Source organism: Promicromonospora sp. CA-289599 (assembly GCF_050936155.1).
Lineage (GTDB): Bacteria > Actinomycetota > Actinomycetes > Actinomycetales > Cellulomonadaceae > Promicromonospora.
This window is the reverse complement of record NZ_JBNJNI010000001.1, coordinates 3,724,945-3,743,475: the sequence shown is the minus strand read 5'-3', so window position 1 is coordinate 3,743,475 and position 18,531 is coordinate 3,724,945. Positions and strand designations below refer to the sequence as shown.

The following is an 18,531-nucleotide window of genomic DNA, read 5'->3' as shown; positions in this document are numbered from 1 at the left end:
GGCCGTCCTGGCGCCCGGATCGCGGCAGCTCAGGCACCTGCCATCGCGCACATCCGGACCTTGCCTCGCAAGACTTGTTTCGCAAGACTTGTATTGCAAGTCTTGCTACGCAAGGTTAGGGTTCTCAACATGATCGAAGAGCGCATCGCAACGAACCTCCGTAAGGGAGTGCTCGAGTACTGCGTGCTCGCGCTGCTCTCTCGCGGTGAGAAGTACGGCCTCGAGCTGGCCGACGACCTCACCGCACGCGGGCTCATCGCAAGCGAGGGCAGCCTCTACCCGCTGCTGGCCCGCATGCGTGAGAACGGACTCGTCGAGCCCCGATGGGACTCGTCCGGCACTGCTCGCCCCCGCCGCTACTACGCCATCACCGATGACGGCACCAGTCAGCTCGCCGCGTTCGCCCAGGTCTGGACGTCGGTCGCCGCGCAGGTCAACGCACTGCTGGAGGGATCACGATGACTGAGAACACGAGAACGGCCGAGAACACCACGATGACCGAGAGGACCACGATGACCGCGAACACCGAGGGCGCCTACCTGCGCGACGTGGGCAAGCGCCTGCGCGCGCTCACCCCTGAGCAGCGCGAAGCGGTGCTCGACGACGTCCGCGCCCACTTCGCGGAAGCCGAGGACGCCGGCCGCACCCCCGAACAGGCCGCCGAGAGCCTCGGCGACCCCGCGCAGTTCACCGAACGGGTGCGGGCCGAGCTGGGCCACGAGCCCGGCCGGACCGACCGGATGAGGCGCATCCTGCTGTGGCTGGCGACCGGCGTCGCGGTCTTCACCACGATGTTCGAGACGTTTGTGTTCCCCAGCGACGAACCCGACCTAGAGGTTGTCGTCGAGCACGGCTTCGAGGTCGTGCTGTTGCACCTGCTCGTCGCGCTGCTCGCAGCGCTTCCGATCCTCGTGCCCCTGCGGGCCCGCACGATCGCGACGGCCGCGGTGGCAATCACGCTGACGGTGGCGACCAACATCAGCGTCTTCGGCGTGTACCCCATGGACATCGAACTCTTGTTCTACCAGCCCACCGCCATGCTCGTGTGGGCGGCGCTCATCACGCCGATCCTTGCCCGTAACGGTCGGCCCTCGACAGGCTGGCGCATCGCCGCCGCGGTTCTCACGGCCCTGCCGGGGCTCTACCTCCTGTCGGCTCTCCTCGTCGGCAGCTTCGGTACCAACTTCTGGGGCGTGCTCTATATCGCGGTCTCCTTTGGCCTCGCGGTGCTCATGACCTTCGCCAAGGCATGGCCCGGCATCGTCCTGGCCGTGGGCGGTGTAGCGCTGCTGGTCTCTACGTCGCTCGATCCGGTGGGGATGCTGACGCTTCTCTTCTGGTGGGCCGGCGGGCTCTTCTTCACCGTCGGCGTGAGCCACGCCCTCGCGCACGCGCGGCCGCGCAAGCCCGCGCACCAGTAGCACTCGACATCCTTGGAGGAATCACGATGACCACCACGACCGAGAGAAACGCGATGAAGGCCGAAGAGTCCTACCTGCGTGACATCGGCAAGCGCCTGAAGGCGCTCACCCCCGAACAGCGCGAAGCGGTGCTCGACGACGTACGCGCCCACTTCGTGGAAGCCGAGGACGCCGGGCGCACTCCCGAACAGGCCGCCGAGAGCCTCGGCGACCCCGCGCAGTTCACCGAACGGGTGCGGGCCGAGCTGGGCCACGAGCCCGGCCGGACCGACCGGATGAGGCGCATCCTGCTGTGGGTGGCGACCGGCGTCGCGGTCTTCACCGCGATGTTCGTCTCCTTCTGGCACCCGGACGACTCCCTCGAGGTGCCGAACACCCAGTTCGAGGCGCACGGCTTCGGGATCGTGCTGCTGAGCCTGGTACCTGCACTCATCGCAGCGCTCCCGAACTTCGCCTCCCCGCGTGCCCGTACGGTCTTCACCGCCGCGGTAGCGGTCATGCTGTCGGTCGTGGGCTTCGTCTTCCCCGAGGGCTGGGCATTCGCGCCCACCGCCTGGATCGCGTGGGGCGCACTCGTCGTACCGGTCATCGCCCGCAACGGACCGCCCGCAGCCGGCTGGCGCATCGCCGGAGGTGTGCTCGCCCTTCTGCCCATGGCGTTTGGTATCGGCGGAGCGCTCGTCGGCAGCTGGGACCTGAACCTCGAGACCGTGCTCTACACCGGCGGCTTCGCCGCTCTTGGTGTGCTGATGGCCCTCGGCAAGCCTTGGGCCGGGGTCATCCTGGCCCTGGTCGGCGGCGCGGCGCTGGTGAGTTCCGCTCTCTCTCCGGGAATGCTCACCTCGGGCGTCTGGTGGGCCGGCGGCCTGTTCATCACCCTCGGCGCGGGCCATGCCCTCATGCACGCGCGGCCGCGCACGCCCGCGCGCACGTAGCGCTCCCCGGTCCCAGAAGGTGGTGTGTCCCCCGTTGGAGCGGGGACACACCACCGCGCTGTGCCATGGCACGCGAACACTGCAATACGGTTGAGCACGTGTCCCGCACGCCCCTCGCTCTCGCCGCCCTCTCCACCGCCGCCGTACCTGGTCTCGACGCCCAGTCGGTGCGCGTCGGCGAGCTCGCGGGCGACTACGACGTCGCCGTCGTGACGGGCCAGGACGACCAGGAGTGGGTGGTCCGAGCGCCCCGCAGCACGGTGGCCGGCGCGGCGCTCGAGGCCGAGATCGAGCTGCTGGACGCACTTCGCCTGTACATCGACACGGGCGTGCTCCCGTTCGTCGTGCCGCAGGTCGCGGGTTACGCGCTGCTGCCGGAAGGTGGCCGGGCAGTAGTGCACCGGCGGATCATCGGCAGCACCCTCGACGTCGAGGCGCTGGAGCCGGGCCCCGGCCTGGCGGCAGACCTGGGCCGGGCGATCGCCGCGATCCACGAGCTGCCGACGTCAGTCGTGGAGACCTGCGGCCTACCCAGCTACACGGCGTCCGAGTACCGCGAGCGTCGGCTCACCGAGGTGGACGAGGCCGCGCGGACCGGCCGGATCCCGCCCACTCTGCTGCGGCGCTGGGAGACGGCCCTCGAGGACGTCTCCCTCTGGAAGTTCAAGCCTGTGGTCGCGCACGGCGACCTGGCCCCTGACCAGCTGCTCGTGGACCGGCAGCGGGTGGTCGCGATCTCGGGCTGGGCGGAGGCCCGCGTAGCCGACCCCGCCGACGACCTCGCGTGGCTCATCGCGGCGGCTCCGCTCGAAGCGGTCGACTCGATCATGGAGGCATATCAACTGCGGCGCACCGAGCTGAGCGATCCTCGCCTGGCCGAGCGCGCGATGCTCGTGGGTGAGCTGGCGCTCGCGCGGTGGCTGCTGCACGGCGTACGGCACCGGCTGCCCGAGGTGGTCGAGGACGCGACGTCGATGCTGGAGGACCTGGACGAGGCGACGCTCGAAGAGGGCGCGTAGTCAGAGGGCACGTGGTCACTCGCCGCGGATGAGCGCCTCCAGCTCCGCCTCGTCGAGCAGGCGCTCCGGACGGACCGTCGTGTCCGAGCCGACGTAGTAGAACGCGGCGCTCACCTGCTCCAACGGCAATCCCGTCCAGCGTGACCACGCCAGGCGGTACACGGCGAGCTGCACCTCGCGGGCGCTTCGGGCCGCGGCGTCGAGCGGTTCGCGGCCGGTCTTCCAGTCCACGACCACCACTGCGTCCGATCCGGTGGCCGGTCCTGTGGTGGGGTCCCGGAAGACGGCGTCCATGCGGCAGCGCAGCATGACGCCGGCCACCGGCGTCTCGACGTCGACCTCCACCGCCACGGGCGTGCGAGCCGACCACTCCGAGCCGAGGAACGTGTCGCGCAGCTTGTCGAGGTCGGTGTCCTCCGGCAGGTCCTCGTCCTCGGCGCTGGGCAGGTCGTCGACGTCGAGCAGCGTGGCCGACGTGAAGAACTGCTCCACCCACTCATGGAATCGGGTACCCCGGCGGGCGTGCACCGTCGGTTGCACCGGCACAGGGCGGCGGAGCTGCAGGGCGAACGCCTCGCGGTCCGCGGCGAGCCGCACCAGCCCGGACGCCGATACGTGCGCCGGGAAGGCGATCTCTCGGTCGGCGTGCCGGTCCCGCTCGGCAAGGAGCATGCGGGCGAGGTCGACGAGGTCATGGCCTGCGGCGTCGGTGACGGCGCCCCGCGGCGCGGTGAGCGCATCGGCAGGCAGGCGCATGGCGGCCAGGGCGACGAGGCGCTCCTCCGCGGCCTCGTCCACGCGCTCGGCGGTGGCACGCAGCACGCCCCGGGCGGTCAGCAACTGGCCTCCGGCCGTGTCCGGCGCGGTCCCGGCCTGGTCCTGGCCCCCGTCCGGAGCGGGCCAGACCGCCGTCAGCTCCTCCGCGTTGCGCGGGTTCTCGGCGTCCGGGGCCGGCATGGGGGCCCACAGGTCGGTGTTGACCAGACCCGCGTCGGCCAGCTCGGCGAGGAACGGGGAGACGCCCCGCGGGCGGCTCGCCGAACCCCACCACGAGGCGGTGAGGAAGAGCTCGCGCCGGGCGCGCGTGAACGCCACGTACGCCAGCCGGCGTTCCTCGGCGAGGCGGTGCTCGCCGCACTCGTACTTGAACTCGTCGCGCAGCGCGACGAGGTCCTTGGTGTCGGAGGCACGCTCCCAGCCGAAGTTCGGCAGGTCGTCCGCGTCGCCGCGCAGGTGGTAGGGCAGCTCGCCCAGGTCGGACAGCCAGCCCGACGACGACTCCCCCGACCGCGCACCCCTGTCCCACGTCGGGAAGGCCCCGTCGGCCAGGCCCGCTACGGCCACCGCGTCCCACTCCAGCCCCTTGGCGGCGTGCGCCGTGATCACCTGGACGGCGTCCGGGTCAGGCTCGTGCACGGGCATGTCGAGGCCGCGCTCCTTCTCCCCCGCCACGCCGAGCCAGGCGAGGAACGCGCCGAGCGTGGCCGTGTCCGACGACTGCGCGAACGACGCGGCCACGTCCCGGAACGCGTCGAGGTGCTCGCGGCCACGATCGCTCACCGCTCCACCGACACCGGCGCTGGTCAGGGCGGCCGCGGTGGCCGCCTCGACGTCGAGGCCAAGGGCGCGCTCCGCCTGGACCACGAGCTCGGGCAGCGACAGGTACGTGAGGCCACGCAGGTCCCGCAGCAGCTGGGCCAGCGCGGTCAGCCGCAGGTGAGCGTCCTGGGACAGCACTCGGCCGTCGCGAGCCGGCTTCCCGGCCGGCGGCAGGTCGTCGAGCGCGTCGACTATCGAACGGTGGTCCGAGACGTCGCCCTCGACGACACGGGGATCGTCGTCCACGTCGCCGTCAGAACCGTCCGCGCCGTCCACCCGAGCCGCGGACGCCGCGGCCGTGCGCGGGTCGTCCATCCGCGCCAGGTCCGCCGCCCAGGAGCCCAGCGCATGGAGGTCGGCGGCTCCGAGGTTGAGGCGCGGGCCGGTCAGGAGGCGCATCAGCGAGTCACCGCGGGACGGGTCGTGCGCGGCCTGGAGCAGCGCGACGACGTCGACCACCTCGGGCGTGGACAGCAGACCGCCGAGGCCGACCACCTCGACCGGAAGACCGCGACGGCGCAGCGCCACCTCGAGGGTGGGGAACTGCGCTCGGGCCCGGCAGAGGACGGCGGCGGTCGACCGCCCGTCCGGGTGGGCGCCGGAACGCCAGCGTGCGGCCACCCACTCGGCGACCGCCTCTGCCTCCTCCTCCAGCGTGGCCGCGACGTGCGCCGACACCACCCCCTCGCCCGCACCCGGCCGCAGGTCCAGCGGGGGCACCTCGACGTTGGTGCCCGCCCCGGTCCGCGAGCGCAGCGGGCCCGACACGATGTTCGCGGCGGTGAGCACCGCGGCGTCGTTGCGCCAGGAGGTGGACAGGTAGTGCACGGCGGCGGGGACGCCGTCGTCGCGCTGGAAGCGGCCCGGGAAGCGGGCGAGGCCCGCCGCGGAGGCGCCGCGCCAGCCGTAGATGGACTGGTGCGGATCGCCGACGGCGGTCACGGGGTGGCCGCCGCCGAACAGGCCGGACAGCAGCTCGACCTGGGCGTAGGACGTGTCCTGGTACTCGTCGAGGAGCACCACCTCGAACCGCGCGCGCTCGGCGGCGCCCACGAGCGGCACCTCGCGGGCGAGCTGGGCGGCGAAGGCGACCTGGTCGCCGAAGTCGAGCGCCTCGGCGATGCGCTTGCGGCGGCGGTACTCGACGACGAGGTCCACGAACCGGGCCCGTTCGGCGACCGAGCTGATGAGCTTGTCGACGTCCTTGGTGCGTTTCTTCTGCTTCGGTCCGAGCGGGATGGACTCGAGGTGCTCTGCCATCTCGGTCAGGCGGTCGCGGGCGTCGGCGGGGTCGACGAGGTGCTCGCCCAGCGCGCCGGACAGGGCCACGACGGCGCCGGTGACGGTGCTGACCGCCTTGTCGGTGCCGAGGTCCTCGTCCCAGGACTCGACCACCTGGGAGGCGAGCTGCCACTGCTCGGCCTGGCCGAGCAGGCGGGCGCTCGGTTCGACGCCGAGGCGCAGACCGTGGTCGGCGACCAGGGAGGCGGCGTAGGCGTTGTAGGTGGCGACGGTGGGCCGGTCGAGGTCCAGGCCGGCGAGTGCCTCGCCCGACTCCTCGCCCAGTGCGCGGTTGAGCTGCGCCAGCCGTGTCTGCACACGCTGGGTGAGCTCGCCTGCGGCCTTGCGCGTGAAAGTCAGGCCGAGCACCTGCTCGGGCTGGACCAGCTTGTTGGCGATGAGCCAGACGACGCGCGCGGCCATGGTCTCGGTCTTGCCGGAGCCCGCACCCGCGACGACGAGCGCCGGCTCCAGGGGCGACTCGATGACCCGGACCTGCTCGTCGGTGGGCTCGTGGCGGCCGAGCAGCCGGGCGATCGCGCGCGCGGACAGCCGGATCTCCGGCTCGTGCCTGGTCACTCGACCACCTTCCGTCCCTCAGGCTGCAGCGGGCAGGAACGCCGCACCGGACACACCTCGCACAGGTCGTTGTTCTTCGCCGCGAACTTCGCTGCGGCCATCGTGTCGGCGGCGCCCTCCACGGTGTCGCGCGCCCAGCTGTTGCCGTCCTCGTCCGGGACGAGGGCGGGCTGGTTCCGCACGCTCGCCGACACGGTCTCGGTGCCGACGTAGACGAGGCTCGCACCCTTGCTGACCGTGCCGTCGGGCAGGTCGAGCGCGCCCTCCTCCACGGCGAGCTGGTAGGCGCCGAGCTGCGGGTTCTCTGCCGCCTTGTCCTTGCTGGCCGCGGACTTGCCGGTCTTGAGGTCGGCCACCGTCACGCCGCCGTCGCCCGCGTCCTCGACGCGGTCGACCTGGCCGCGCAGCCGGGCGCGCCCCACCTGCAGGTCGAAGTCGGCCTCCACGAGGAGCGGTTCACCCGAGTCGGCGAGGTAGTCCGCGAGCCGCTCCACCATGCGCTCGGCCCGTTTGCGGAGCTGCAGCGAGGGCCAGCCCTCGGGCAGCGCGAGCTCCGGCCAGCGCCGGTCCAGCTCCTTCTTCAGCTCGGTGAGCGACCCCTTCGGATAGCTCTGCGCTATCGAGTGCAGCAGCGTGCCGAGCGTCTGGTGCGTGGCGTCCGGCTTGGTGCCGCCCGCGGCTTCGAGCGCCCAGCGCAGGGCGCACGTGGTCACCGTCTCGACCTTCGACGGCGACACCTTCACCGTGTCCTGCACACCCCACAGCGGGACCTCGCTCGACACCCCGGCGACGCCGTACCAGGTGCTCGGGTCCGCCTCGGCGACGCCCGCTGCCGAGAGGTCGGCGAGGAGGACGGCGGCAGGCTGGTTGCCCGGCGTGGAGAGCGCGGCCGCGCGCACCAGCTCCGTCCGGGCGGCGGCCACCACGCCGCGCAGGTCGAGCGGCGGGCCGACCGGCACGCGCCGGGGGTCGGGCCCGTCGCCGCCGTCGTTCCGTGGCGACACGAGGTCGCAGAACACGCTGGGAGCTTCTTCCGTGTCCTCCACGGCGGTGACCAGGAGGCGCCGTCGGGCGCGGGAGACCGCTACCGCGAAGGCGCGCAGCTCGTCCGTGAGGACCTGCCGCCGAGCCTCCGCGCCGACGACCCGGCCGTCCTCCGACCGGCCGGCGATGAGCTCGACGAGCGCCTGCGAGCCCAGCAGGGAGTCGCGCAGTCGCAGGTCGGGCCAGACGCCGTCCTGCACACCGGCCACGACCACCACGTCCCACTCTCGCCCGGCGGCCCCCGGCGGCGTGAGCGCCTCGACGGCGCCCGCACCCTGTGCCGACGCAGCCAGAGAGTCGGCCGGGAGGTCCTGTGATGCGAGGTAGTCGACGAACGCGGCGACCGGTGCGCCCGGCATCCGGTCCACGAAGGTCTCCGCCGCGCGGAACAGCGCGAGCACGGAGTCGAGGTCGCGGTCGGCCCGCAGGCCCGCCGGACCACCGGCGAGGGCGTAGGCGCTCCACCGCTCGGCCAGACCGGTCGCCGCCCAGACGGCCCAGAGCACCGTCTGCGCCGTGGCGCCCGGCTCCCCTGCGGCCTCGCGCCCGGCGGCCAGCACCCGTGCCACGGCGAGCGGCCCGCGGCGCACCTGCGTCGGCAGCAGAGCCGCACGCGCCGGATCGGCCAGCACCTCGACCAGCAGGGTGTCCGACGTGCGGCCTCCGCCCGCCGACAGCTCCTCCGACCGCAGCGCACGCCGCAGCCTGCGCAGCGCCACGGCGTCGAGCCCGCCGATCGGCGAGACGAGCAGGTGTGCGGCCGTCTCGGGGTCCAGGACCGGCTCGCCGCCGTCGAGCTCCTCGGCGATCAGTGCCTCGAGGCTCCCGCGCGGCGCGCCCGCGCACGTCTTCACGGCCGCCAGCAGCGGCGCCACCGCGGGCTCGTCCCGCAGCGGGAGGTCCGACCCGAGCAGCGCGACCGGCACCGACGCCGAGACCAGCTCACGCCGTAGGGCCGCCAACCGCGTACCGCTGCGGGCGATCACCGCCATCCGTTCCCAGGGCGTGCCGCGCAGCAGGTGCTCGGCCCGCAGCTCGCGGGCAATCCAGGCCGCCTCCTGTGCCGCGCCCGAGAGCACCGCCACCTGGACGGACGCCGGGGCCCCGGTGGGTGGCTCCGAGGGGGCGGGCGCATACCCCGTCGCCCGTCGGTGCACGGCACTCGCAGACACCGGGATCCGGTTCGTCACCGCGCGCGTGACCGCACGCAGCTCGGGCAGCTGCCGCCACACCGTCCCGAGCACCATCGTCTCGGCGTCGAACGCGCCGAAGGCTCGACCGGGGCCGGCCGGCGCCGCGGCACGGCCCGTGAGCCCCGGCGCGGCACCACGGAAGGTCTGGACCGCGGAGTCCGGGTCGGACAGCAGGACCAGCCGTGCGCCGTCGTCGTGCAGCACGCGCAGGAGCCGGACCGTCGCCGCCGTGGCCTCCTGGTAGTCGTCGACCACCACCAGGTCCCATGTGGGCCGGGCCATGCCCGGCACCTCGTCCTCCCAGGAACGCAGCGACTCGGCAGCCTCGTCGATGACCACCGCGGGGTCGTAGCGCGGCCCGGCGTCAGGCGTGCCGAGCCGCAGCGCCATCGTGTCGAGGTACTCCTCGTAGATCTGCGCCGCCATCACCCACTCGGGGCGGCCGTTCGCGCGCCCCATCTCGTCCAGCTCGACGGGACCGAGTCCTCGCTCGGCGGCACGCATGAGCAGGTCACGCAGCTCCTGGCGCAGGCCGCGCAGGCCGAGCGACTCCTCGGGCAGACCGGCAGGCAGCGCGAGCGGCCGTCCCTCACCAGCCACGTGACCGGCGAGCAGCTCGGCGAGCACCAGGTCCTGCTCCGGGCCCGAGACCAGGGTCGGCGTCGGCTGCTCGAGCGCGGCGGCACGCTTGTGCAGCACCGCGAACGCGGCTGACGACGCCGTGCGAACCATCGGCGCGCCGACCGTGCGCCCGGCCTGGGCCGCTACCTCGTCGCGCAGGCGCGCCGCGGCCCGTCGGGAGGAGGCGAGGACCAGTACACGTTCGGGCTGCACGCCCGAGTCCAGCGCCCGCACGGCGACCTCGCAGGTGACCGTGGTCTTGCCCGACCCGGGCGCCCCGAGGACCAGCGTCGCCCGGTTGCTCAGCGCGGCCTGGACGGCTGCCGCCTGGGTGTCGTCGAGCGGCACACCGCCCTCGACCAGCGCAGATCCGGCCGCGTCGGGACGGTGCCCGGGCGGCGTCAGCCGAGGTGCGAGAGCGAGGGATGGTGTCACGCGAACGATCGAACCACGAGCCACTGACACTCCCCGGCGCCCCGCGCTGGGGAGTCGGCAATGCCTGTTTCGTCCTGTGGAGGGGTGTTCAGTCCCCGTCGGGTACCGGCGCGTCGGGAACAGGCCACGGTTCCGGGACACAGCCGCTGGTGGTGGTGGTCTGCTGCACCATCACCGTCGCGTGCTCGCCCTCACCGGCGCACAGGTCGTGGCGGTATCCGATCACGTGCCCCACCTCGTGGTTCACGAGGTACTGCCGGTAGCGCCCGGTGCTCTCCCACGCCTGGGAGCCCGTCGCCCAGCGCTTGAAGTTGAGCACCGCGGTCTCCTCGATGCCGCACGAGAGCTCGCCGATCGTGTCCAGCGGGAGGCAGAGCCGGTCGGTCGTCCCGGGGCTCGCGAGCACCACACGTGCGTCGTAGTCGTCGGAGTCGGTCCAGGCGAAGGTAGATCCGTCAGCGGCGTTCCAGCCGCGCGGGTCGTTCAGGGTGGCCAGCACCGACTCGGCGAAGACCTCCGGATCCACCGGCAGACCCTTCTCGACGGCGATCTGGACACGCCAAACCTTCCCCTCGGCGGGCGCGAGACGAGACCCGCCGACCACGACGAGCCTCCCGGACAGCTCCTCCTCCACCGCGACGCTCGTACCGAGCAGGCCGGAGCCAGGTTCCGCCGTCGGCCTGGTGGCGGCGCGAGGGCTCGGTCCGGGCGACGGCGGCGCCGACTTCTCGACGGACGGCACTCCCCCCGAGGCCGCGGCCTGGGGTTCGGGCAGCTCGGAGGCCGGCGGCTCGAGCGACCCTTCGGCGGCGGTGCCCACGCCTGCCCCGGTCCCCGAGGCGGCTTCGGCCGCCGAGACGGCATCCGGCGCCGTCGTCGTCGCGGGGGGCGACGTCCGTTCGCCGGACCTCGCCGCTTCGTACGCGTTCCGCACCGCGGCGGCAGCCTCGGCGCCCAGGCTGTCCTCGACGGCCCCGGCCACGACCGCTGCGGACGCGTCCGGCTCCGTGCTCATGGTGACCGCGATGCCTCCACCCAGCCCCGCCACCAGGCAGAGGCTGAGTGCGACCGCCGCCCGCCGAGGGTCCTGCGCGGCGCGGCGACGCACCTTCCGCGCCACGGAACGGCTCGCGGCCACGCCCTCCGTCAGGAGCCCGGCGGGCGCACCTCCACGAGCGTGCCGACCGGCGCGCCGTGCGGAGGACTGTCTGCTCACGCCGACCATGGTGCCACGCACGCGCCCGCGCGCCCATGCCCTTGTCCACAGGAATGCGGACCGGCGGGCTCGCGGCTCCTCCGTCCGGGGCAGGTGCCAACTCTCCTGTCGGCTCACGGCGAAACCGCGGGCAGACGGCGCCGACGCGTGACTAGGATCGACAGGCCGGGTCCCCGGATCACCGGGCACACGGCGCAATCCCCGACCGAACTGGAGTAAAAGTGGACGTCACCATCGGTGTGCAGAACCTGCCTCGCGAGGTCGTGGTCGAGACGGATGCGAACGCGGACGCCGTCGCGACTGCCGTCAAGAAGGCCCTGGCCGGTGGCACCCTCGAGCTCACCGACTCGCGTGGCCGCCTCGTGATCGTCCCCGGCGCCGCGATCGGCTACGTCGAGATCGGTTCCGAGGAGCAGCGCAAGGTCGGCTTCGGCGCGGTCTGAGCAAGCTCTACCCCACACCATGTGGCGGACGGCACACCCGCACGCGCCGTCCGCCACGTGGCGTTGGTTACTAACTGGGCTATTCACCGTGTTTCGCTAACCACTCGGAAACATCGTGCGCGTACCATGAATCCCGTACATCGGTTGCCCGGTCGTCACGTTCCGACCCCCGAGCCTGTGCTTCGGCCTCCCAGAGGCCGCCCCGACAGGACGCGCAGCCTGGGTCCATACCCGGCGCGCGATGATTTTCACGATCGGCTGCCGCACGAAGGCGCGATCGCCGGGCCATGAGGGCCCACCGCGCCGCGAGAGATGAAGGCGCCAGTGACTACCACAGACACCCCGGCCGCAGACGCGGTCATTGAGACAAGTCCCGAGCCGGCTACCGGTTCGGGCCCCGACTACTCCAGCCCGTCCGCCATCCAGGCGCAGAACGTGACGTTCGCGGACTTCGGCGTCCGCCCCGAGATCGTCGACGCGCTCAAGGACGCGGGCATCACCCACCCGTTCCCCATCCAGGCGATGACGCTTCCCGTCGCGATGAGCGGGCACGACATCATCGGCCAGGCCAAGACCGGTACCGGCAAGACGCTCGGCTTCGGCGTGCCGCTGCTGCACCGCGTCGTCGCCCCCGGCGAGCCCGGCTACGACCAGCTCGTCGCCCCCGGCAAGCCGCAGGCGGTAGTCGTGGTCCCCACGCGCGAGCTCGCCGTGCAGGTGGCGAACGACCTGAGCGCGGCGTCGTCGCGGCGCAGCGTGCGGATCGTGCAGGTCTACGGCGGCCGTGCCTACGAGCCGCAGATCGAGGCCATGAAGACCGGCGTCGACGTCGTGGTCGGCACGCCGGGTCGCATGATCGACCTGCTGAACCAGGGTCACCTCAACCTGCTCCGTGCGGCGACCGTAGTGCTCGACGAGGCCGACGAGATGCTCGACCTCGGGTTCCTGCCCGACGTCGAGAAGATCCTTGCCCGTACCCCCGCGCAGCGGCACACCATGCTGTTCAGCGCGACCATGCCGGGCGCGGTGGTCTCCATGGCCCGCCGCTACATGAAGCAGCCCACGCACATCCGGGCCGCCGAGCCGGACGACCAGGGCGCGACGGTCAAGAACATCAAGCAGGTCGTTTACCGGGCCCACGCCCTGGACAAGATCGAGGTGCTCGCCCGTCTGCTCCAGTCCGAGGGCCGCGGCCGCAGCATCGTGTTCGCACGCACCAAGCGCACTGCCGCCAAGGTCGCGGACGAGCTGCAGACGCGCGGCTTCGCGGCCGGCGCGATCCACGGTGACCTGGGCCAGGGCGCACGCGAGCAGGCACTGCGCGCGTTCCGCAACGGCAAGATCGACGTGCTCGTCGCGACCGACGTCGCCGCCCGCGGCATCGACGTCGACGACGTCACGCACGTGGTCAACTACCAGTGCCCCGAGGACGAGCGCATCTACCTGCACCGGGTGGGCCGCACCGGTCGCGCGGGCAACACCGGTACCGCCGTCACCTTCGTGGACTGGGACGATGTGCCGCGCTGGTCGCTCATCGACAAGGCGCTCGAGATCGGGTACCCCGAGCCGGTCGAGACGTACTCCACGTCGCCGCACCTGTTCGCCGACCTGAGCATTCCCGAGGGCACCAAGGGCCGCCTGCCGCGGTCCGCGCAGCACCTCGCGGGGCTGGACGCCGAGGACGTCGAGGACCTGGGCGAGACGGGCAAGCGCAACAGCGGATCCCGCTCCGGCGGCTCACGCTCCGGCGCGCCTCGTTCAGGGGCGCCGCGCTCCGGCGCGTCCCGCTCGGGCGGGCGGCAGGGCGGCTCGCACAGCGAGTCTCGCTCCACCTCGCGGCCCGACGGCGGCGCCGCGACCAGCAGCGCACCGACGAGCAGCGCATCGACAAGCAGTGCCGTGACCAGCGGCGACAGCGCGGCGTCGGGTGAGCTCCCGACGTCGGGCGGCGACGAGGACGGCGGCCAGCGCCGCCGCCGGAGCCGCAACCGCCGTCGTACGCGTGGTGGTCAGACGGAGAGCTGACCCCGGCGATCCGCGATGGGCCGCGAAGCAGAGCGCTTGTCCGAGTCTTCTCCCTGGGCACTCCAGGGAGACTCGGACAAGCGCTCTGCTTCGCGGCCCATCGCGTAGGTTGCTACCCGTGCAGATCGAGTTCACCGCTCCCCTGTGGCAGTGGCAGGTGCGTACCGACTCCTGGTGGTTCGTGACCGTGCCGCCCGACCATTCCGACGAGCTGGCCGACCTCCCGCTGCCGCCGCGCGGGTTCGGCTCCATCCGGGTGCGGGTGACCGTGGGGAAGACCACCTGGACCACCTCCGTCTTCCCGAGCGACAAGGACGGCGGCTACGTGCTGCCCATGAAGAAGAAGGTGCGGCAGGCCGAGAGCCTCGACCCGGAGAAGCCGGTGTCGGTGACCCTGGAGACCATCGACATCTGACGTGTCAGACACACAGGTCACTCGGGTGACCTGTGTGTCTGACACGGATCAGACCATGCGGACGAACTCGATGACGCCGTTCGCGATCATCTGGGTCGCGATCGCCGCGAGCAGCACACCGGCGATGCGGGTCACCAGCGTCACGCCGGAGTCCTTGAGCACCCTGTGCACCAGACCGGCGAACCGCATGGCCGCCCAGGTGCAGACGCACACCGCGACGATGCCGATGCCGATCGACGCGTAGTGCCCGGTGGCGGACTCGCCGGCGCTCACGCCCTGCTGCACGAACACCATGGTGGCCACGATCGTGCCGGGGCCGGCGAGCAGCGGAGTCGCGAGCGGCACCAGGGCAACGTTCTTGGCGGCCCCGCCGGCGTCCGTCCCACCGGCGTCCATCTTGCCCATCAGCAGCTCCAGCGCGACCAGGAGCAGGAGCAGCCCGCCCGACGCCTGGAGCGCCGCGAGCGAGATCCCCATGTGCTCCAGCAGCAGCTGGCCGAACACCGCGAACACCACGATCACGCCGAAGGCCACGAAGATCGCGGTACGCGCCGCGCGCTTGCGGTCGTGCGCGGTCATCCGCGAGGTCAGTGCGAGGAAGACCGGCACGGTGCCCGGCGGGTCCATGATCACGAAGAGCGTCACGAAGACCTCGGTGAAGAGCGCTACGTCGAACCAGCTCACCGGAGCACCTCGAGGGTGCCCTGCTCCACGATCGCCTCGAGCACCTCGGGTTCGGTCGTGTTCTCGCCGATGAGGTTGCGCTTGCCCGACCCGTGGAAGTCGCTCGACCCCGTGACCAGCAGGTCCAGGGACTCGGCGATGTCGCGGAGACGGCGGCGCGTGTCCGGGGTGTGGTCGCGGTGGTCCACCTCGAGCCCCGCGAGCCCGGCCGCGGCCAGCTCCTCGATGGTCGAGTCGGGGACCACCCGCCCGCGCGCGTCGGCCCCGGGGTGCGCGAAGACCGGCACCCCGCCCGCTGCCCGGACCGCCTTGACGGTAGCGACGGCGTCGGGCGCGTAGTGGCCCACGTAGTACCGCGTGCCGGTGCGGAGCATCGTGGCGAACGCCTCGTCCCGGTCGCGCACGACACCTGCCGCCACCAGCGCGTCCGCGATGTGCGGGCGGCCGATCGTCGTGCCGGGCTTCGTCTGGGCGAGCAGGTCGTCCCACGTGATCGGGTAGTCCTCGCCGAGGAGGGCCACCATGCGCCGGGCGCGGGACGTGCGGTCGTCGCGCGTCCGCTCCGTCTCGGCCACCAGGTCGGGGTGCGTCGGGTCGTACAGGTAAGCGAGCAGGTGCACACCGGTACCCCAGCCGGTGGTGCGGGCGAGCGCCGAGATCTCGGCGCCGCGCACCAGGCCTATCTGGAAACGCCCGGCCGACTCGGCGGCCTCGGCCCAGCCCGAGGTCGTGTCGTGGTCGGTGATGGCCAGCGTCTTGATACCGGCGAGTGCGGCGACCTCGACCAGACGCGCTGGCGAGTCGGTGCCGTCTGACGCGGTGGAGTGCGTATGGAGGTCGATCACTCCACAAGGGTAGAGAGCCAAGGGCCCGTCGGGCGTCACGAGCGGCGTGAGGTGCGGCACCCCGGGCGTCGTCGGCCCTGTTGACCGAGAAGCATCAGGCCCACACAGACCGTTCACCGACCGTTCCGCCGTCGTACGCCGCCCGCCCCAGCCTTTCCCGCATCATCGAAGGGATGACGAGCAACCAGACCCCGCAGGACGCTCCGACGAGCGTCGTCTTCGTGCACGGCATGCGCAGCTCCGGCGCCATCTGGGAGAACCAGGTGCGGCACGTGCGTGCCGCCGGCCACGCGGCCGTCGCCGTCGACCTACCAGCGCACGGCGCGCGACGCCACGACCGGTTCACCATGGACGGCGCCTTCGAGGCGCTGGACGACGCCGTCGCGACCCTCCCCTCCGGGCCGATCGCACTGGTCGGGCTGTCCCTGGGCGGCTACACATCCCTCGCCTGGGCCGCTCAACAGGGAGCCGCAGACCGCCTGGTGGGCATCCTCGCGGCGGGCTGCACCTCGGACCCGAAGGGCAAGCCCGTGCGGCTCTACCGGGACGTCGCAAGGGGCGTCGCGAACGCCGCCTACCTCGGACGCCGGCTGACCGGCCGGGTGGTGCACCCGAGCGTGCACCGTCCGCGCCTGTCCGTACCCTCGGTGCGCCTCCCGTTCCGCCCCCTGCGGAGCGCCCCCGGCGGTTCCGACCTGCGACAGGTCGAGATCGCCCCGCAGCAGACCGCCGAGATGTACCGGCCCACCTGGGACGTCGTGACCGACGCGTTGACCCACCTCGCGGGACGCTCCTCGATCGCCAACGTGCGTGCCGCACGGATCCCGCTCTGGTTCGTCAACGGCGCCCGCGACGCCATGCGCATCGAGGAGCAGCGCCACCTCGCCGCGGCCCACGACGGGTCACTCGTGGTCATCCCCGGTGCGGGGCACGACGTGAACATGGAGGCCCCCGCGGCCTTCAACCGGGTGCTCACCAGGGCGCTTGCGGACTTCAACCGGCGTGCGTGAAACACTGGGCGTATGAGCGAACCCACCACCACTTCGCAGCCTGACGAGCAGGGAACCGCCGACCGCGGGGCCAACCGTTCACACCGCCCGGGCTCCACCGCCTTCAAGAACTTCGTGATGTCGCAGTGGGCCCCGCGCGCCGAGCTCGGCCTGACGGCGTCGGCCGCCGCGCCGTACACGGTCGCCCGACGTGCGGCGCTCTCCGAGCGGCTGCCGGGCATGCGCCTCGTGATCCCCGCGGGTTCGCTCAAGACCCGCTCCAACGACACCGACTACCGGTTCCGGCCGCACTCGGCGTTCGCGCACCTCACCGGCCTGGGCACCGACCACGAACCGGACGCCGTGCTGGTGCTGCACCCGGTCGAGGACGGCGCCGGCGACGGCGGCACCAACCACCACGCGGTGCTCTACGTGCGCCCGCTCGCGCCACGCGACAACGAGGAGTTCTACGCCGACGCCCGCTACGGCGAGTTCTGGGTCGGCGCCCGCCCGTCGCTGGCGGACGTCGAGACGCTCACCGGCATCGAGGCCCGCCACATCGACGAGCTGGGCGACGCCCTGGCCAAGGACGTGGGCGACGGCGGCGTGCACCTCCTCGTGGTGACCGGCGCGGACGACGTGGTCGAGTCGCTCGTCGAGGAGCTGCGCCTGGAGGCCGGTGAGGACGAGGACGCGGTGACCGACGAGACCCTCGTCGAGGCCACGTCCGAGCTGCGGCTCATCAAGGACGAGCACGAGATCGAGCAGATGCGCGAGGCCGTGGCCCGCACCATCGAGGGCTTCGAGGCCGTCGTGCGCGCGCTGCCCGCCGCGAAGGAGCACCGCCGCGGCGAGCGGGTGGTGGAGACCACGTTCGACGGCCACGCCCGGCTCGAGGGCAACACCGTGGGCTACGAGACGATCGCGGCCTCGGGCGAGCACGCCACCACGCTGCACTGGATCCGGAACGACGGCGAGGTCCGCTCGGGCGACGTGCTGCTGCTCGACGGCGGCGTCGAGGTCGACTCGCTCTACACCGCGGACATCACACGCTCCCTGCCGGTCGACGGTGAGTACACCGACGTGCAGCGCAAGATCTACCAGGCGGTGCTCGACGCGGCCGACGCCGCGTTCGCCGTCGCGAAGCCCGGCGCCAGGTTCCGCGACGTCCACGCGGCGGCCATGGAGGTCATCGCGGCCCGCCTCGAGGAGTGGGGCTTCCTGCCCGACGGCGTCACCGCCGCCGACGCGCTCTCCGACGACGGCCAGCAGCACCGCCGCTGGATGGTGCACGGCACGTCGCACCACCTCGGCCTCGACGTGCACGACTGCGCGCAGGCGCGCCGCGAGCTCTACCTCGACGGCGTCCTGGAGCCGGGCATGGTGTTCACCATCGAGCCGGGTCTCTACTTCAAGGCCGACGACCTCGCCGTGCCCGAGGAGTTCCGCGGGATCGGTGTGCGCATCGAGGACGACGTGCTGGTCACCGCCGACGGCAACGAGAACCTGTCGGCGGCGCTCCCCCGGCGTCCGGAGGACGTCGAGGCCTGGATGGCGTCGCTGCGCTGAGGCGCCGTGGTGGCTGAGCTGGGGCGCTGAGGTCGGCAGTTCGCTGAGCGCTCGCACCGAGGTGCCGGACTGCCGACCTCGGCACAGGCGCCAGGACTGGCACGGCGCGCGGGAGCCCCGGCGGCCCATCGGCACGGCGCCACAACGGTTCGAGTGTGACCACAGGCGCCGCCAAGCCGAGTCCGTGCACAAGCGAGGCTGCCAACCAGCACACACCT

14 protein-coding genes are annotated in these 18,531 nt (G+C 72.5%); 9 read left to right on the top strand and 5 right to left on the bottom strand.

Annotated features, from left to right (window positions below):
• The first annotated feature begins 129 nt into the window (after window positions 1-129).
• The 4 genes from ACQEVI_RS16545 (at window position 130) to ACQEVI_RS16530 (ending at window position 3,375) form a co-directional block, all read left to right on the top strand.
• Window positions 130-462, top strand: coding sequence for a PadR family transcriptional regulator (locus tag ACQEVI_RS16545; protein WP_432900721.1), 333 nt, complete (start codon window positions 130-132; stop codon window positions 460-462).
• Entirely contained in the window at window positions 459-1,421 is a 963-nt protein-coding gene (locus ACQEVI_RS16540; protein ID WP_432900719.1) for an HAAS signaling domain-containing protein, read from the top strand. Before ACQEVI_RS16545 ends, ACQEVI_RS16540 begins: the two co-directional genes overlap by 4 nt.
• 26 nt (window positions 1,422-1,447) lie before the next feature.
• Window positions 1,448-2,356, top strand: coding sequence for a DUF1700 domain-containing protein (locus ACQEVI_RS16535; protein WP_432900717.1), 909 nt, complete (start codon window positions 1,448-1,450; stop codon window positions 2,354-2,356).
• Between the two features lie 98 nt (window positions 2,357-2,454).
• A complete protein-coding gene (locus ACQEVI_RS16530) occupies window positions 2,455-3,375 on the top strand; it encodes a macrolide 2'-phosphotransferase (protein WP_432900715.1) in 921 nt (306 codons plus the stop codon).
• Window positions 3,376-3,390: 15 nt separating this feature from the next.
• Here the strand turns inward: ACQEVI_RS16530 and ACQEVI_RS16525 are convergent, their stop codons facing one another.
• The 3 genes from ACQEVI_RS16525 to ACQEVI_RS16515 form a co-directional block, all read right to left on the bottom strand.
• A complete protein-coding gene (locus ACQEVI_RS16525) occupies window positions 3,391-6,834 on the bottom strand; it encodes a UvrD-helicase domain-containing protein (RefSeq protein ID WP_432900713.1) in 3,444 nt (1,147 codons plus the stop codon).
• A complete protein-coding gene (locus tag ACQEVI_RS16520; protein ID WP_432900711.1) occupies window positions 6,831-10,127 on the bottom strand; it encodes an ATP-dependent helicase in 3,297 nt (1,098 codons plus the stop codon). Before ACQEVI_RS16520 ends, ACQEVI_RS16525 begins: the two co-directional genes overlap by 4 nt.
• A gap of 88 nt (window positions 10,128-10,215) precedes the next feature.
• Window positions 10,216-11,343: a DUF3152 domain-containing protein gene (locus ACQEVI_RS16515; RefSeq protein WP_432900709.1), complete on the bottom strand. Its 1,128-nt coding sequence runs from the start codon at window positions 11,341-11,343 to the stop codon at window positions 10,216-10,218.
• A gap of 221 nt (window positions 11,344-11,564) precedes the next feature.
• Here ACQEVI_RS16515 and ACQEVI_RS16510 point away from each other — a divergent pair, with 221 nt between their 5' ends.
• From ACQEVI_RS16510 to ACQEVI_RS16500, 3 genes are all read left to right on the top strand, one after another.
• Window positions 11,565-11,786 carry a DUF3107 domain-containing protein gene (locus tag ACQEVI_RS16510; RefSeq protein WP_419704087.1) on the top strand — a complete coding sequence of 74 codons (222 nt, stop codon included), beginning with the start codon at window positions 11,565-11,567 and terminating at the stop codon, window positions 11,784-11,786.
• Between the two features lie 324 nt (window positions 11,787-12,110).
• Window positions 12,111-13,811, top strand: coding sequence for a DEAD/DEAH box helicase (locus ACQEVI_RS16505; RefSeq protein ID WP_432900707.1), 1,701 nt, complete (start codon window positions 12,111-12,113; stop codon window positions 13,809-13,811).
• Window positions 13,812-13,929: 118 nt separating this feature from the next.
• A complete protein-coding gene (locus ACQEVI_RS16500; protein WP_432900705.1) occupies window positions 13,930-14,226 on the top strand; it encodes a DUF1905 domain-containing protein in 297 nt (98 codons plus the stop codon).
• Between the two features lie 48 nt (window positions 14,227-14,274).
• Here ACQEVI_RS16500 and ACQEVI_RS16495 read toward each other — a convergent pair whose 3' ends face one another.
• Window positions 14,275-14,910 (bottom strand): MarC family protein, encoded by a 636-nt coding sequence (locus ACQEVI_RS16495; protein ID WP_432900704.1) that lies wholly within the window; start codon window positions 14,908-14,910, stop codon window positions 14,275-14,277.
• Entirely contained in the window at window positions 14,907-15,755 is an 849-nt protein-coding gene (locus ACQEVI_RS16490) for a PHP domain-containing protein (protein WP_432900702.1), read from the bottom strand. The genes ACQEVI_RS16495 and ACQEVI_RS16490 overlap by 4 nt, the downstream gene beginning before the upstream one ends.
• A gap of 173 nt (window positions 15,756-15,928) precedes the next feature.
• Here ACQEVI_RS16490 and ACQEVI_RS16485 point away from each other — a divergent pair, with 173 nt between their 5' ends.
• Together ACQEVI_RS16485 and ACQEVI_RS16480 are read left to right on the top strand one after the other, a co-directional pair.
• Window positions 15,929-16,765: an alpha/beta fold hydrolase gene (locus ACQEVI_RS16485; RefSeq protein ID WP_432900700.1), complete on the top strand. Its 837-nt coding sequence runs from the start codon at window positions 15,929-15,931 to the stop codon at window positions 16,763-16,765.
• Between the two features lie 12 nt (window positions 16,766-16,777).
• Window positions 16,778-18,313: an aminopeptidase P family protein gene (locus tag ACQEVI_RS16480; protein ID WP_432900699.1), complete on the top strand. Its 1,536-nt coding sequence runs from the start codon at window positions 16,778-16,780 to the stop codon at window positions 18,311-18,313.
• Window positions 18,314-18,531: the final 218 nt, after the last annotated feature.

Excerpts from the sequence above, each read along its gene's own strand:
- ACQEVI_RS16545 (WP_432900721.1), top strand. The coding sequence starts at position 130 with ATGATCGAAGAGCGCATCGCAACGAACCTCCGTAAGGGAGTGCTCGAG.
- ACQEVI_RS16540 (WP_432900719.1), top strand. The coding sequence starts at position 459 with ATGACTGAGAACACGAGAACGGCCGAGAACACCACGATGACCGAGAGG.
- ACQEVI_RS16535 (WP_432900717.1), top strand. The coding sequence starts at position 1,448 with ATGACCACCACGACCGAGAGAAACGCGATGAAGGCCGAAGAGTCCTAC.
- ACQEVI_RS16485 (WP_432900700.1), top strand. The coding sequence starts at position 15,929 with ATGACGAGCAACCAGACCCCGCAGGACGCTCCGACGAGCGTCGTCTTC.
- ACQEVI_RS16480 (WP_432900699.1), top strand. The coding sequence starts at position 16,778 with ATGAGCGAACCCACCACCACTTCGCAGCCTGACGAGCAGGGAACCGCC.